Origin of the sequence: Shewanella sp. HL-SH2 (assembly GCF_051164935.1) — a bacterium.
Classification (GTDB): domain Bacteria; phylum Pseudomonadota; class Gammaproteobacteria; order Enterobacterales; family Shewanellaceae; genus Shewanella; species Shewanella glacialimarina.
In genome coordinates, this window is the sequence record NZ_CP195035.1 from 237,999 (window position 1) to 254,175 (window position 16,177).

The following is a 16,177-nucleotide window of genomic DNA, read 5'->3' on the forward strand; positions in this document are numbered from 1 at the left end:
GCTCACTGTGCCCGTATCACCACTTCTTCTTTGGGAAGTGGTCTAGACATGTTTAAGTCTTTTGTTGCAATGCGGGTAACACGGCTGTGTTCCGACTGCGACTGCTCTTCTAACAATAAATTTCGCCACTCAATATCAAGACGGTCTTGTTCTTGTAATAATTCGTCCCATTGCGATGTCAGCTTGCGACTCACATGGCTGGTATACACTACGGCTACGGCATTTATCATCACGATAATCGTCGCCAGCACCACCCATTTATGGTGCCATATATCCTGTAAAACGATACGGGGAAGATTGAGTGGAGGCTGGCTCAAAATCTTCTACCTTAATACGGCAAACGCTCGGCCACACGTAGCACTGAGCTACGCGAGCGAGGGTTTTGTTCAATCTCTTCATCCGATGGTTTTAATGCTTTACTCATTGGCTTCAATTTGCGCGACTTATTAATTTGATCTTCAGTGATAGGTAGACCATACGGCACACTTTCACCTTGACTGTGGCGACGAATAAAACGTTTCACCATGCGATCTTCTAATGAATGAAAGCTAATTACTGATAAGCGTCCTTCAGGCGCTAACACTTTTAAAGAACCTTCAAGTGCCTGGTCAATTTGCTCTAACTCACTATTGATATAAATACGAATTGCTTGAAACACACGTGTTGCAGGATGCTTGTTGCGTTCTTTATTTTTAGTGATACGTGCAATCAATTCAGCTAAATCTTTAGTACGTAAAAAGGGTTTTTCGTCCCTGTCAGCAGCAATGCAACGGGCAATGTGACGAGAATTTTTTTCTTCGCCATAGGTTTTAAATACCCACGCCATATCTTCAATTTCAGCACGGGCAATCCATTGTGCTGCTGTTTCGCCCTGGCTATTGTCCATGCGCATATCTAATGGACCGTCGCGTAAAAAACTAAAACCACGATCAGCATCATCAAGTTGTGGCGATGACACGCCTAAATCCAGTAGTACACCATTAATCTTGCCAACTAGCCCTAAGTCTTCAATGTAATCGGCCATCTGACCAAATCCACCGTGGACAATTTGAAAGCGAGGATCGTCAGCAAACGCTTTAGCAGCTTCAATTGCTTGCGGGTCTCGGTCAATGGCGATTAAACGTCCATTAGGACCTAAGTGACTCAGTACATGTCGTGAGTGTCCGCCACGGCCAAATGTGCCATCGATATAGATGCCATTAGGATCAATATTAAGACCCTCTACAGTCTCTTTTAATAACACGCTTAAGTGAGCAAACTCTTGACTCATTTGGGTCTTCTTTTCATCACATTACAGGGTAAATTGGCTCAACCTTGGATGGCTGGCCAAATTCTGGTTGCTGATCAGCTCATGGTTTTGCTCCATTTGCAGCTGCCAAGCCCCTTCTTCCCATAATTCAAATTTATTTAATAAGCCAACTAACATGGTTTTTTTATCCAAATTAGCAAAGCTTCTGAGTATTGGCGGCACAACAATGCGGCCATGGCTGTCTAGTTCACATTCTTGGGCATATCCCAATAATTTGCGTTTCAACGAGCGCTCTGTGGGGTCAATGTCAGAAAGTAGTAACAATTTAGTTTCCATGAGTTCCCACTCATGTAAGGGATAAATCAGCAAGCAAGGAGAGTTAATATCAACGGTCAATACAAGCATGCCATCGTGCGCATTACGTAACGCATCGCGGAATCTCGCTGGCATAGCGATCCGTCCTTTTGCGTCCATATTGATTGCACTTGCACCTCGAAACACCTTTAGAAAGTCCTTGTTGTTTTAATTTGATCCACAATGATCCACTTCTTCCCACAAATGCTAAGTTTAGGGATACAACACAAGTGTTGTCAAGGGATGTGAACATATATTAAATCCAGACGCCAAGCGGGTTAGCAGGGAATTTTTAGCTGGGGAATAAAAACAATAGATAAAGCGAATAATAACCACGAAAAATATGAGTTAATGAATAAAACCAGATACATATCGGCGGTTATTTCAGCAACTTTTATCTTACCTAATGTTAACAAATCAAACTATATCTTACGATTAATAGGTTAAATCACCTGTAAACGGTATGATTTACCCTTAACAACACGCCATATTAAATATTATTTTTAATTAAACTTAATCCATCTGGTGTAAATAAATCGCCATCAAGCATAAAAAGCATACAATTTATGTTGCTGATAATTGATGACAAGAGAACTGAGCAGACATTTGGTTAGTAGAATGTAATGCAGGCTGGATGATTTTTACTACAGCATTGCTAAAGCATTTTTTAGATCACTTGATAGAATAAATGAATATTTGATTAAAATATCGCCCACACAGGCCGATATAAGGTAAATAATAATGCAATCTTACGGTAACAGCGCCTAAAAGATGGCATTTAAATAAATGAAGTCAAAAGCCCTATTATTACTCACATGGGATGTCAGTGATCATACACGACAAGGAGGCAAACATGAGTTTAGACAGCATATATGCCATGCTTAGCAAACCCGTACAATTTATTACCCAGCGAAGACGCATTGTCGATCGTGTAAGTGCGTCGACTCCCTCGAGTGAGGTGGCACCTGATAGTTATGAGGAGCCACAGGCTGAGCTTCCCTCATCCAATAGCGAACGTGTACACAATACCCAAGCTAAGCAGAAATCGAAAGTAGAATATGAACTAGGCACTGGCGACTATATTACTGATGATGACGCGCCTTTAAATGAGCCTAAAAGTAAACATAAGACCAAGCATATAGATCTTGAAGTATAGCGGCGTCATTGACACCAATAAGGTTTACTGCAGACACTAAAAAGCTGTCTCAACCTTATATTCAATATCCAAATCTGTTACTGGATTAATTTACACCTCTTGCGTCCTGACTTGCTTGACCGCTTTAAGCCAACCTTGATATAGGGTTTCACGGGTAGCGTTATCCATTTGCGCACTAAAAATACGATCTGTTGCCAATATAGACTGTAATTCTTGCGTCGATTTCCATACCCCCACAGCAAGCCCGGCTAAAAATGCTGCTCCCATCGCGGTGGTTTCAGTCACCTTAGGTCTTAATACATTCACATCAGTTATATCTGCTTGAAACTGCATTAAAAAGTCATTGGCGACTGCGCCACCATCTACTCGAATTTGGGTGAGTGGCACACCAGAATCTTTACTCATGGCATCGAGCAAATCTCGCGACTGATAAGCAATTGACTCTAGTGCAGCACGAATAATATGACTACGATTAGCACCACGGGTTAATCCCACTATTGCCCCACGAGCATCAGCGTCCCAGTAAGGTGCGCCTAAACCAACAAATGCTGGCACCACATAAACCCCGTTGGTATCACTCACCTTATCGGCATAATATTGTGTATCGCAGGCATCTTGAATAAGGCCTAACTCATCACGTAGCCATTGAATAATCGCTCCGCCCATAAAAACCGACCCTTCTAACGCAAAACAAGCCTGGCCTTTATCACCAATAGCCACAGTGGTTAATAATCCGTGGCTCGACTCAACAGCTTTATCACCAGTGTTCATCAATAAAAAGCAGCCCGTGCCATAGGTATTTTTAACCATGCCTGGCTTTAGGCAAAGTTGGCCAAACAAAGCCGACTGTTGATCGCCAGCCATCCCCGCAATAGGAATCCCCTGGCCACCGGCTAATTCAGTGTGGCCATAAACTTCACAGGAGGATTTTACTTCAGGCAATAAACTGCGCGGTATTTGAAATAGATTTAATAGCTCTTCATCCCACTGCTGAGTATGAATATTATACAGCATAGTTCTGGAAGCATTAGTCGGTTCGGTGACATGGGCTTCGCCTTGGGTTAATTTCCATACCAACCAGGTATCAACAGTACCAAATAGTAAATCGCCTGCTTCAGCTTGCGCACGCGCTCCTGCAACATTATCTAAAATCCACTTAATTTTTGAAGCTGAAAAATAAGGGTCTAATACTAAACCGGTTTTCTGCCGAATAAGACTCTCTACCCCTTGCGCCTTTAATTGTTGGCAAATACTTTGGCTGCGCCGACACTGCCACACAATCGCATTATAAATAGGCTTTCCGGTGTGCTTATTCCATATAATAGTGGTTTCACGTTGATTGGTAATGCCGATAGCGGCAACCTCATGACGACTAATACCTGCGCGCGTTAACACTTCCACTAATGAAGAACTTTGTGACGACCAAATCTCCATTGGATCATGTTCCACCCAGCCTGCCTGTGGATAATGCTGACTAAATTCTCGCTGCGAAATAGCCACAATGTCGGCTTGATGATTAAACACAATCGCTCTAGAACTGGTGGTGCCTTGATCTAATGCAATAATGTATTTTTTAGCTTTCATGTGACGCTCTCTTATTCATTTACATTACTAATGAGTTATTAATCTCAGCTCAGGATGATAAACGCTGACCACGACTTACTGAGGATCATCACACTGATGTGCCTTGTAATACCAAACCGCTGCAATTCTTTGTTCTTCAAATAAATATACGCCGATACTGCATTTAGATACCCACTTACCCTCTTTTTGCCAGGAAACCTGCTCAACAGTACTGACAAAATCACCTGTGTCAATCGACTTAATTACTCGAGAGTGCGCTCGATTAGAGTCTGAGAAATACTCTTTCATTGATTTAACTAATTCGTCTCTTGTGGTTGTTTGATTATTAATTCCTGCACGTGTTACATCAAACCACAGCGCCTCTTTGGTCACCATTTTGCCCATTAATTCTGGATCACGTAAATTAAATGCCTCAACAAATTGGCTCACTAGTTGGCTTTTATCGTTAGCTTGAACAGAAAAGCTTGCGACTAAGGCTATTGCGACCATCATAAATTTAATCATTGCCATTTCCTTATTCACACAAAAAAGCCCCGCTATGCGAGGCTATTAAAAAGCGGCTCAAAAATGCGGATTACATTTTGTAGCTTAATTGAACTCCCGCAAGCCACACGTCACCGTTAGCTTCGCCATCAAAATTCACTAAAGCCAATCCAGCCAGATTTTGCTGTTCATTAATCGGCGCATCACCATACATACGAATATAGGTTACCGCAAAATCAACGGTAAGATTTTTGCTAGCTTGATAACCTGCTCCCATACTAAACCATAAACGGTCAGTATCTGGAATAGTTGTAGTACGATATTGATCTTCAACAGCAGTTTTATCTAATGCCAAGCCTGCACGAACTAACCAATCATTATTAAGCTGATAAGTACCACCAAGGGCATAACGCCAATTATCCTTGAAGTTTTCGTCTTTTACTAAGTCAGATTCAACGCCACTAACTGGCTTTTGCTCACCAGGGAAATATGCCACTAATTGATCAAATACACTCCATTGAGTCCAATTGACACTTGCATGCATCGCAAATTTCTCAGTAAGCTGGTTATAAGAAGCTAATTCAGCAAATGCAGGCGTCTCGATCGGAAGATAACCTTCAATTGATATATCCTGACCACCATCATAAAGCAAGCCAGACGCGTGACCATCTAACTCAAGTTCAACGCCGCTGTGATAAGCCAAACCTAAACGATGATCAGCGTTTATCTGCCAGCTAGCACCCAGTTTCCACCCCAAGGCTATATCATCACCTTCCATTGCTTTTAACGTCATACCAGAATCTGGTAAACGTGCAGCAACGGCTGCGGGCAATGCTGGATTAGATTTAATCGCACCCACCCAAGCAGGCGTAGTTGCGCTGATACTACCTTCTCCATAAACCACGCGTAGACCGCCACCGACTGAAAATTGCTCATTGATTTTATAAGCAATATTAGGATTAAACTCTACAGTGGTAATCGCTGTTTTATTACCAAAAATTGCCGCAGCATGTGTAGTATCGATTTCAGTAGCTAGTCCATAGTTTGAATTTACCGTTAATCCCCAGGTCCATTGATCAGTTAACTGGTTAGAATAATAGAAATTAGGCACTAGTGCGTCACCCGCTACATCATGCGCACTGGCTGGCACATGCATAGCTTGAGCGCCCAATAAAGGAGAGGTAATCGCAATGTCACCCGTCACATCAATATTAGGCATGACATAAATGCCACCTGCTGACAGTTGACGCCCGGTCAGATACGTTAACATTGCCGGATTACGTGATTGCGCAGACGCGTTATCGGCCATTGCCGCTTCACCTGCAAATGCACGTCCTAAGCCGGTTGATGAATATTCTGCTAACTGAAAACCTGCAGCTTGAGCTTGTGAAGTCGTGCCAAAGACAATAGCTGATATTGCCAAAGTGATTATTGTTTTTTTCATTATCATTCTCTTAGTTATTGTATTTAACCTCAGCTCAGGATAACAAATGTATATCAAACAGCTCTTTGCACCGCTAACTGTGTTGAATTTACTTGCAATAGGCTAGCTGTTGACGCGTTAGTTCGCCTTATTACCAGCGCAAAGCTCAAGTTTGAGAGTAAACATCTGAATTTATCTATTTAAATCCCGCTTATTCATCCCTTAACCCAAGTTGAGGTTATTTATATCTGCCTTTAACCCAAAATCACTTTTAGAGTAATTGCTCGGCATTTATACGGCGCAAGTTTACGGATCTAAAACGCCATTGCAACCGCAAGCGTACAAATGCTGGATCACAAAATGATTGATATTACTGATAACTTGCTCACAAGTTATTCAATAAACAAAAGGATATCAACGAAGTGTTGGCTGAATAGTTATAGTCAAATAACATGTAATTTAATTATTTATATATATCAATAACTAATAATAAAAAATTGGCTAATTCTAACGCACACGAGTTAGCTGAATTTAAAACAGAAATTCGCAAAGCATGAGTTAAAACAGAATGAGAAAGGTTGTAAATAATTGTAAAAATAACTTAATAAAAAGCCCCGCAATCTATGCGAGGCTTTTTTTATCACTTAACCGCTAACAAAGTTAGCGCGTTAATATTATAGGCTGTAGTACATTTCAAACTCTAATGGATGAGTAGTACGGGCTACACGCTCAGCTTCTGCAGTCTTCAAAGTGATATAAGACTGGATGAAATCTTCACTGAATACGCCACCTTTAGTTAAAAACTCATGGTCAGCTTTCAAGTTTTCAAGCGCGTTTTCTAAAGAAGTTGCAACTTGTGGGATCTCAGCAGCTTCTTCAGGCGGTAAGTCATACAAGTCTTTATCCATGGCATCGCCAGGGTGGATCTTGTTTTGTATACCATCAAGACCTGCCATTAATAATGCCGCAAAACCTAAATATGGGTTTGCATGTGGATCAGGGAAACGTGCTTCGATACGACGACCCTTAGGGCTTGGCACTACTGGAATACGAATAGATGCACTACGGTTACGCGCAGAGTAAGCTAACATAACAGGCGCTTCGAAATGTGGTACTAAACGCTTATAAGAGTTAGTGCTTGGGTTAGTGAATGCGTTCAATGCACGAGCGTGCTTGATAATACCACCAATGTAGTAAAGCGCTAATTCACTTAAACCAGCATACTTATCGCCAGCAAATAAGTTGACACCGTCTTTAGCTAAAGATTGGTGTACGTGCATACCGCTGCCATTGTCACCTACGATAGGCTTAGGCATAAAGGTCGCTGTTTTGCCATAAGCATGCGCCATGTTATGAACAACATACTTAAGAATTTGGATTTCATCCGCTTTCTTAGTCAAAGTGTTGAAACGTGTTGCAATTTCGTTTTGGCCCGCTGTCGCCACTTCATGGTGATGTGCTTCTACAACTTGACCCATTTCTTCAAGTACTAAACACATTGCAGAACGTAAGTCTTGTGAAGAATCAACTGGCGCAACTGGAAAATAACCACCTTTCACCATTGGACGGTGACCTGTGTTGCCATCAGCGTATTCTTTACCAGAGTTCCATGCCGCTTCTTTCGCATCAATCTTCACGAAACAACCTGACATATCAGTACCAAAACGAACGTCATCAAATAAGAAGAACTCAGGCTCAGGACCAATCAATACTGTATCAGCAATACCGGTAGAAATTAGATACGCTTCTGCTTTTTTAGCGATAGAGCGTGGGTCACGGTCGTAACCAGTCATAGTACCAGGTTCTAAAATGTCACAACGGATAAGTGCTGTTGTTTCTTCGGTGAAAGGGTCTAAAACAAAAGTAGTTGGATCAGGCATTAATACCATGTCTGATTCATTGATGCCTTTCCAGCCTGCGATTGAAGAACCGTCAAACATTTTACCGTCTTCAAAAAACTCTTCATTTACTTGATGAGATGGAATAGAAACGTGCTGTTCTTTACCTTTAGTATCGGTAAAGCGTAAGTCAACAAACTTAACTTCTAACTCTTTAAGTTGCTTTAATACTGATTCAACTGACATTCTCAAGCCTCCGGTAGGGTCAAGGGTATTCCCTTCTAATATTTAATATTACTGTTCACCAAGTTTTATTGACTCAGCAAACTAATGTAAAACAATGATGTCCACATGATGACGTTTACTTAGCTATTATCATGCCAGATATATAAGCATCTGATTTATATAAATTTGATATTTTTATATTTTCTCAAAAAACAAAGTCTGCACCAAATAGATCCATTCTACGCACCATAACAGTGCACAACACCAGAGTGGTGCACGCCAGTTTGATTATATAGAGACTGAAACCGAAAAAGTGCGTACAGATAACAATTTGCTGAACAAAATAGCGAAAACTGTGTTTTACATCTTTTGTAACCTAGCCTACGTTAAGGCGATGATAAAGTTTATATCACTAAATTAACGGCAAATTTATAGCACAATAAGACGAAAATATGAGGTGTTCAAAAAAAATCCTATCTACTGAGGCCTTGCTGGAGTAGAATGGCACGCTTTTTTATGGTGGCTATCATTAAATAGTTGCTGTAAATAATCCCTTTTTTTGTTTGATGGTATAGAGGTTTTATCCGTGCTAGAGAATTTACGTAACATCGCCATTATTGCACACGTCGACCATGGCAAAACGACCCTGGTAGACAAATTGCTTGCGCAGTCTGGTACCCTTGCTTCACGTGGAGAAGCGACTGAGCGTGTGATGGATTCTAACGATCTTGAAAAAGAACGTGGGATCACCATTCTGGCAAAAAACACTGCCATCAAATGGAACGACTACCGCATTAACATCGTAGACACGCCTGGTCACGCCGATTTCGGTGGTGAAGTAGAACGTGTTCTATCTATGGTTGATTCAGTATTATTGTTAGTTGACGCAGTTGATGGTCCAATGCCACAAACTCGCTTTGTGACTAAGAAAGCGTTTGCTCAAGGCCTAAAGCCAATCGTTGTGATTAACAAGATTGACCGTCCTGGCGCTCGTCCTGATTGGGTTATTGACCAAGTATTCGATTTATTCGACAACTTAGGTGCAACTGACGAACAGTTAGACTTCCCTATTGTTTATGCTTCAGCATTAAACGGTTTCGCGACCTTAGATCCAGATGTAGTTAGCGAAGACATGACACCACTTTTCCAAACCATCGTTGAGAAAGTTTCTTTCCCAGACGCTGATTCGGAAGGTGCATTCCAAATGCAAATTTCTCAAATCGATTACAACTCATACGTGGGTGTTATCGGTATTGGTCGTATTAAGCGTGGTAACGTAAAAACTAACCAACAAGTGACTATTATTGGTGCTGATGGTAAGAAACGTAACGGAAAAATGGGCCAGGTATTAGGTTACATGGGTCTAGACCGTACTGAAGTTGAAATTGCTAACGCTGGTGACATCGTGGCAATTACAGGTTTAGGTGAGCTTAAGATTTCTGACACTATTTGTGCAGTGACTGAAGTTGAAGCGTTACCGCCTCTAACAGTTGATGAACCAACACTAACGATGACGTTCCAGGTAAACACTTCTCCGTTCGCGGGTAAAGAAGGTAAGTATGTTACTTCTCGTAACATTCTTGAGCGTTTACAAACAGAACTTGTTCACAACGTAGCACTACGTGTTGAAGAAACTGACAGTCCAGATCGTTTCCGCGTATCAGGTCGTGGTGAATTACATTTATCAATCTTGATTGAAAACATGCGTCGTGAAGGCTACGAATTAGCGGTATCACGTCCAGAAGTAATTCTTAAAACTGTTGATGGCGAGCTACACGAACCATTCGAAACTGTGACTGTTGACGTTCAAGAAGAACATCAAGGTACCGTAATTGAAAAGTTAGGTGTGCGTAAAGCTGAAATGAAAGATATGCAGCTTGATGGTAAAGGTCGTGTACGTATCGACTTCATCATCCCAAGCCGTGGCTTAATTGGTTTCCAAACTGAGTTCTTAACTGCAACTTCAGGTACTGGTCTAATTTATCATTCATTTGATCACTACGCTCCGCACAAAGGTGGCGATATTGGTCAACGTGCTAACGGCGTATTGATTTCTAACGCAACAGGTAAAGCATTAACATTCGCACTATTCGGTTTACAAGACCGTGGTCGTCTGTTTATTAGCCACGCTGCTGAAGTGTATGAAGGCCAAGTTGTTGGTATCCATGCTCGCTCTAACGATTTGACGGTTAACTGTCTTAAAGGTAAGCAGCTAACCAACATGCGTGCATCAGGTACTGATGAAGCACAAGTGTTAACTACACCGATTAACTTAACGCTTGAACAAGCACTTGAGTTCATCGATGATGACGAATTAGTTGAAGTAACTCCTAAGAACATCCGTGTTCGTAAGAGATTCTTAACTGAGAACGAGCGTAAGCGTCATAACCGCAGTTAATTAAAATTAATGAGTGGCGCTATATTTACCACTTATTAGTATCAAAAAGCCCAGATTGTTCTGGGCTTTTTTGTGCCTGCTAATCTAAAAACTTACACATAAATAATTCATAACCAGAGCACAAAAATAACTAGATATACATTTAAAATAGATATAAATTCACTTAAAACATTTATGGAGTATCAGGAAATATGTTAAAACAAGTCGATGTAGCCCTAAAGGCAAATGTTTATTTTGATGGAAAAGTCATTAGCCGCACAGTATTTTTAGCCGATGGAAGCAGACAAACTCTAGGTGTTGTCTTACCTGGCGAATATACCTTTTCAACCTCTCAAGGTGAAATAATGCAAGTCACATCAGGTAACTTTGAAGTGTTATTGCCTGGTACGACCGAATGGATCAATTATTCAGCTGACACCCAGTTTGAATTAGCTGCTGGTGTGAGCTTTAGTATTAAAACCAGCGGTATTGCTGAATACTGTTGTAGCTACCTTTAAGTCGTCTTACTCTGCAGTTTAGTTACAAATAAACTTAGCCAGAACCAAACAGTTTTGGCTGTTTTTTTATCAAAAAACAGCTAGTCTAGTAAAATGCACACGTAAAAGGATTCTATTTATGCGCATTTTATTATTTAGCTTGCTACTCGTCAGTATCAGTAGCACAGCAGCGGTTTATCGCTGGGTCGATGAAAACGGAAAAGTTCACTATAGCGACGAAGCTAAGCCTAATGCAGAGCTTGTCGAAGTAAAAGAAAATACTCAAAACACTATCGTGCTAAATGATACCCCAATCATTGTGGATTCAACCTCGCAAAATGATGCTATTGAGCTCGTCTTAAGTATAGTATCCCCCACACATGATGAAACCATTCGCAGTAATGAGGGAAAATTTGATGTCATTGTCAGTGTTACCCCAACACTCCCCCGAGGTATCTTACTGGCACTTTTTATTGATGGCGAAGTTAAAGCTCAACCACAATCTTCATCCACTTTTAGCTTAATGGGCATTTACCGAGGGGAACATATCATTGTGGTGAAAGCATTGGATCAAAACGGCAAAGTCCTTGCATCTAGTTCTCCAAGAAAGATATTTCTTCACCAGGCAAGTGTGAGCAGATTGGCGAAACCAACGCCTTACTATGCTACAAAAATAAATTAAAACAGTAACATAAAACAAATTCTGCTTAAATTTATTTTTTATTTGCCTGCGTGAACTGAGTTGCAGATCGCACCATATTGGTGCAACATATTGGTGCAAGCTGCAACCCAATAATCAGGACGGCGAATGGACACTAATAATTTACTTAATCATCTAGTTACCGCAGTACTAGTGATCGACACCAAATTAAAGCCTTGTTTTGCCAATGCTGCTGCCGAGCAGCTATTGGCTGTCGCCAACCATAAATTACTCGAATTAAGCTTGCCTGATTTATATCAGTTTTTAGGCGTTGATGAACATATTTTGCGAGATGCTGTATCATCAAATCAGGGGATCACAGTTAACACTGCGGCATTAATTACCTTAGACGGTCAGCACCACACTGTAGACTTGACCTTAATTCCTATCGAGAATGAACAAAATCTCAGTATTTTAGAGCTACGACAAGTTGATCAACAACGTCGTATACACCAGCAGCTAAATATGGACGCGCAGCAACAAGCAGCGCAATATCTTGTGCGTAATCTTGCCCATGAAATTAAAAATCCATTAGGGGGATTACGCGGTGCAGCTCAACTGTTATCAAGAGAACTGCACTCACCGGAATTAAAAGAATTTACCACTTTAATCATCGAACAAGCCGATCGTCTGCGCAACCTAGTCGATAGGTTATTAGGCCCGCAGCGACCAACACAGCATACCGAACACAATATTCATCAAGTGGTACAAAAGGTATTAAAGCTGGTTGAAATGGCTTTACCCGCAAACATAAATCTAAAGCGTGACTACGACCCATCTATTCCTGATTTTCAGATGGATCCCGACCAACTTCAGCAGGCTGTGCTTAATATTGTCCAAAATGCCATTCAAGCATTAGAACATGCTGGCGGTGAAATCTTGATAAAGACCCGAACTCAACATCAAGTCACCCTCGGTACACAAAGGTATAAGTTAGTGTTAGTCCTGTCGATTATCGACAACGGCCCCGGCATACCCTCTGATCTTATAGACACCTTGTTTTACCCTATGGTGACAGGGCGTGAAGATGGCTCAGGCCTGGGTTTATCCATTGCACACAATATAGCAAGATTACATGGCGGACGTATTGACTGCGTATCAGCTCCAGGCCATACCGAATTTATAATTACCCTGCCATTACAAAAATTCTAGACCTTAGGCAGCACGAGGTAACAAGATGACAATAAGCGAACAAGTCTGGATTTTAGATGATGATAGCTCCATTCGTTGGGTGCTAGAAAAAGCCTTCTCAGGCGCAAAATTAACCTGCGCCAGTTTTGCTGCAGCCGAGTCACTATGGCAAGCATTAGAACTAGCTCAACCTCAAGTGATTGTGTCTGACATACGTATGCCAGGTACCGACGGCTTAACCCTGCTAGACCGTTTACAGCTTCATTACCCGCATATTCCCGTAATTATCATGACAGCTCACTCTGACCTAGACAGTGCCGTTAGCGCCTATCAAGCAGGCGCGTTTGAGTATTTACCTAAACCGTTTGATATTGACGAGGCCATTGCGCTAGTTGAACGGGCATTAACCCATGCAACCGAACAAACACCTGCAACTCCAGCAGTTGATACACAGGTAAAGACACCTGAAATTATCGGTGAAGCGCCCGCTATGCAAGAGGTGTTTCGTGCTATTGGCCGTTTATCTCGGTCCTCTATCAGCGTGTTAATTAATGGCCAATCAGGTACAGGTAAAGAGTTAGTCGCGGGTGCGCTTCATAAACACAGCCCACGCAAAGATAAACCTTTTATTGCCCTTAATATGGCCGCAATACCCAAAGACCTTATTGAGTCAGAGCTATTTGGCCATGAAAAAGGCGCATTTACTGGGGCTGCTAATGTGCGTCAAGGGCGGTTTGAACAAGCCAATGGTGGCACACTATTCTTAGATGAAATTGGCGATATGCCACTCGATGTCCAAACACGCTTATTACGGGTGCTATCAGATGGTCAATTCTATCGTGTTGGTGGCCATCAATCTGTGCAGGTTGATGTGCGTATTATTGCCGCAACTCACCAGAACCTTGAATTGTTGGTGCAAAAAGGCTCATTTCGCGAAGATTTATTTCATCGCTTGAATGTCATTAGAGTGCATTTACCTCCTCTGTCACAACGTCGTGAAGACATCTCTCAACTCGCTACTCACTTTCTCAGTACTGCGGCCAAAGAAATGGGCGTAGAACCCAAAATACTCACCAAAGAAACCGCCGCTAAACTATCGCAATTACCCTGGCCAGGGAACGTGCGTCAACTTGAAAACACTTGCCGATGGTTAACCGTAATGGCATCGGGACAAGAAATTCTGCCACAAGATTTACCACCTGAATTACTCAAGGATCCTGTGGCAACTAGCCAGCCAAATGCGGCACATACAGACTGGCAATCGGCGCTTAAAGACTGGATAAATGAACGACTCAGTGCCGGTGATAACGATTTACTCACCGAGATACAACCTGAATTTGAGCGGATATTACTTGAAACCGCCTTAAAACATACCCAAGGTCATAAACAAGATGCCGCTAAACGTTTAGGCTGGGGGCGCAATACGTTAACCCGTAAATTAAAAGAATTATCAATGGAATAAGTACTTTGCTATGCCTAAGTTGTTATGCCTAAGAGGCAAGGATTAGGCATAACCAAAAAAGATGCTAAACGGGATCCTGGTGAATAATCACTTCAGCATCTTCAAACGCATTTTTAATACGCAGTCCGGTCGCATCAGCTATTGAATGTGCTTCAAACAATGGTTGGTTACCATCTAATTCTAAATGCAATTGAATAAACCTGGTTTTACCTGACTGACGGGTACGTAGATCATGCAGTCCCTTGACTCTTTTATCTTCTAAAGCCAAAGCTTTAATCTGTTCACGAGTATCAGAATCTAGCTCTCTGTCTAACAAACTTTGTATTGAGCGATAGCCTAAATCAATGGCTTGTTGACCAATGAATATGGCAATCAATATCGCAAATAATCCATCCGCCCACCACCAACCATAATGTGCCAAAACTAGCGCTAGTAGCACGGCTGAGTTTAAAAATAAATCAGACTTATAGTGCAAAGCATCTGCTTCAACTACTGTACTGTTGGTTTTTTCCAACGCTCTTTTTTGCAACAATACCAAGGCCAAGGTCATAATAATGGCAATGATAGACACAATGACCCCTAAAGTGGCATGGGTAACCGTTACAGGGTTAATCAACTTTTCACCGCCGTAGAGCAACAATACACAAGCCGAGCCTAAAATAAACCCCGCTTGTGCTAGTGAAGCTAACGGCTCAGCTTTACCATGACCATAACGGTGATCTTTATCCGCAGGCACAATCGCATAACGCACGGCAATAAAATTGACTATTGACGCCAAAGCATCGGCAAAAGAGTCAGTTAACGATGCCAGCATACTTGCCGAACCGGAATACAACCACGCTACAAGCTTAATGACTATCAAGCAAAGGGCTGTTGCTACCGCTGCACGGCTAGCCAGTTTTACCCAAAAATCATATTCTGAAGTTTCACTCATAAAAGATCTATCGACTCTTTATACTGATAATCTACCAACCCTTACTATAGCAAGTTGATTACTTAATTAGGATAAAGTTTACTAAACAATCGACTCACCTTATGCAAAGTGTGACCTTTCTCAATCTTGTAAAAGTCACAAGCTTAACTAAACAAAAAAAACCATTACTCTGAAGTAATGGCTTTTATCTATGTCAGCCTATATAAACTAGATTAATGGCGTGATTTGTGGCCTTTGCCTGAGTTAAATTTATCTTGAAACTTTTGTTGCTGTTCAGGTGTTAATAATTGATAAATTTCATTTTGTATTTTCATATGGGTTAACATTTTTTGTAACTGCATTTGTTGTTTTGCTTCAACCATTTCAGTGGCTTTAACTTCATCAAAACCAGCGGTAGTGATTAACGCTAACATATCTGCTTTGTGCGCTGCACGTTGCTCTTTTGTTGGGCGCTCTGGACGGTTAGCTTTATATTTGTCAAATATCACTTTAACTTGCACTTTTTGTGCATCTGTTAAATCTAGTTTGCGCAACATTTTGTGCATGCCACCTTTATGGCCATGATGTCTGTCGGCTTTAACGCTAGGTTGCTCAGTTTTTGCTGCACTGCTAATGGTTTCTTCTGCATATAACTGACCAGCCAATAATGCTGAGCTTGCCACTAAAGCAACTAAACTCATGTTGAAGATTGATGATGTTTTCATTGGTAAATTCCTCGGTATAAAAAAGGGGTTACTTTCTGCCTCAGCAGATTTGATACTCAG

Annotated in this window: 15 protein-coding genes; 6 read left to right on the forward strand and 9 right to left on the reverse strand. The window is 41.4% G+C overall.

All coding sequences use genetic code 11. From position 1 onward, the window contains the following. Window positions 1–2: 2 nt before the first annotated feature. From ftsL to mraZ, 3 genes are read right to left on the reverse strand one after another with little or no spacing between them, the layout of a single operon-like run. Window positions 3–317 (reverse strand): cell division protein FtsL, encoded by a 315-nt coding sequence (gene ftsL, locus ACRWP9_RS00890; protein WP_434927451.1) that lies wholly within the window; start codon window positions 315–317, stop codon window positions 3–5. Window positions 318–328: 11 nt separating this feature from the next. Next, the gene (gene rsmH, locus ACRWP9_RS00895) at window positions 329–1,270 is read right to left on the reverse strand and encodes a 16S rRNA (cytosine(1402)-N(4))-methyltransferase RsmH (protein ID WP_434927452.1); all 942 of its coding nucleotides are present in this window, start codon (window positions 1,268–1,270) and stop codon (window positions 329–331) included. A gap of 21 nt (window positions 1,271–1,291) precedes the next feature. Continuing rightward, the gene (mraZ, locus tag ACRWP9_RS00900) at window positions 1,292–1,750 is read right to left on the reverse strand and encodes a division/cell wall cluster transcriptional repressor MraZ (protein WP_434927453.1); all 459 of its coding nucleotides are present in this window, start codon (window positions 1,748–1,750) and stop codon (window positions 1,292–1,294) included. A gap of 706 nt (window positions 1,751–2,456) precedes the next feature. Between mraZ and ACRWP9_RS00905 the strand changes: the two genes are divergently transcribed. Next, complete coding sequence (locus ACRWP9_RS00905; RefSeq protein WP_434927454.1) at window positions 2,457–2,759, forward strand: hypothetical protein; 303 nt, start codon at window positions 2,457–2,459, stop codon at window positions 2,757–2,759. Between the two features lie 90 nt (window positions 2,760–2,849). Here the strand turns inward: ACRWP9_RS00905 and glpK are convergent, their stop codons facing one another. The 4 genes from glpK to glnA all read right to left on the reverse strand — a co-directional run bounded on the left by glpK (window position 2,850) and on the right by glnA (window position 8,333). After that, window positions 2,850–4,343 carry a glycerol kinase GlpK gene (glpK, locus tag ACRWP9_RS00910; protein ID WP_434927455.1) on the reverse strand — a complete coding sequence of 498 codons (1,494 nt, stop codon included), beginning with the start codon at window positions 4,341–4,343 and terminating at the stop codon, window positions 2,850–2,852. Between the two features lie 75 nt (window positions 4,344–4,418). Continuing rightward, window positions 4,419–4,847 (reverse strand): nuclear transport factor 2 family protein, encoded by a 429-nt coding sequence (locus ACRWP9_RS00915; RefSeq protein WP_434927456.1) that lies wholly within the window; start codon window positions 4,845–4,847, stop codon window positions 4,419–4,421. A 70-nt stretch (window positions 4,848–4,917) separates the two neighbouring features. After that, window positions 4,918–6,270 (reverse strand): outer membrane protein transport protein, encoded by a 1,353-nt coding sequence (locus ACRWP9_RS00920; RefSeq protein WP_434927457.1) that lies wholly within the window; start codon window positions 6,268–6,270, stop codon window positions 4,918–4,920. 653 nt (window positions 6,271–6,923) lie between these two features. Further along, the gene (gene glnA / locus ACRWP9_RS00925; protein WP_434927458.1) at window positions 6,924–8,333 is read right to left on the reverse strand and encodes a glutamate--ammonia ligase; all 1,410 of its coding nucleotides are present in this window, start codon (window positions 8,331–8,333) and stop codon (window positions 6,924–6,926) included. A 565-nt stretch (window positions 8,334–8,898) separates the two neighbouring features. On the opposite strand from glnA, the gene typA reads away from it, so the two are divergent. The 5 genes from typA (at window position 8,899) to glnG (ending at window position 14,479) form a co-directional block, all read left to right on the forward strand. Then, window positions 8,899–10,710, forward strand: coding sequence for a translational GTPase TypA (gene typA, locus ACRWP9_RS00930; RefSeq protein WP_434927459.1), 1,812 nt, complete (start codon window positions 8,899–8,901; stop codon window positions 10,708–10,710). A 191-nt stretch (window positions 10,711–10,901) separates the two neighbouring features. Next, window positions 10,902–11,207, forward strand: a complete 306-nt coding sequence (locus ACRWP9_RS00935; RefSeq protein WP_434927460.1) for a pyrimidine/purine nucleoside phosphorylase — start codon at window positions 10,902–10,904, stop codon at window positions 11,205–11,207. Window positions 11,208–11,325: 118 nt separating this feature from the next. Beyond that, a complete protein-coding gene (locus tag ACRWP9_RS00940) occupies window positions 11,326–11,868 on the forward strand; it encodes a DUF4124 domain-containing protein (protein WP_434927461.1) in 543 nt (180 codons plus the stop codon). A 126-nt stretch (window positions 11,869–11,994) separates the two neighbouring features. Then, window positions 11,995–13,038 carry a nitrogen regulation protein NR(II) gene (glnL, locus tag ACRWP9_RS00945; RefSeq protein WP_226412701.1) on the forward strand — a complete coding sequence of 348 codons (1,044 nt, stop codon included), beginning with the start codon at window positions 11,995–11,997 and terminating at the stop codon, window positions 13,036–13,038. A gap of 25 nt (window positions 13,039–13,063) precedes the next feature. Further along, on the forward strand, window positions 13,064–14,479 hold the full coding sequence (glnG, locus tag ACRWP9_RS00950) for a nitrogen regulation protein NR(I) (RefSeq protein WP_434927462.1): 1,416 nt from the start codon (window positions 13,064–13,066) through the stop codon (window positions 14,477–14,479). A 64-nt stretch (window positions 14,480–14,543) separates the two neighbouring features. Here the strand turns inward: glnG and fieF are convergent, their stop codons facing one another. Together fieF and ACRWP9_RS00960 are read right to left on the reverse strand one after the other, a co-directional pair. Continuing rightward, complete coding sequence (fieF, locus tag ACRWP9_RS00955) at window positions 14,544–15,413, reverse strand: cation efflux pump FieF (RefSeq protein WP_226412697.1); 870 nt, start codon at window positions 15,411–15,413, stop codon at window positions 14,544–14,546. 212 nt (window positions 15,414–15,625) lie between these two features. Continuing rightward, the gene (locus tag ACRWP9_RS00960; protein WP_434927463.1) at window positions 15,626–16,117 is read right to left on the reverse strand and encodes a Spy/CpxP family protein refolding chaperone; all 492 of its coding nucleotides are present in this window, start codon (window positions 16,115–16,117) and stop codon (window positions 15,626–15,628) included. Window positions 16,118–16,177 lie beyond the last annotated feature (60 nt).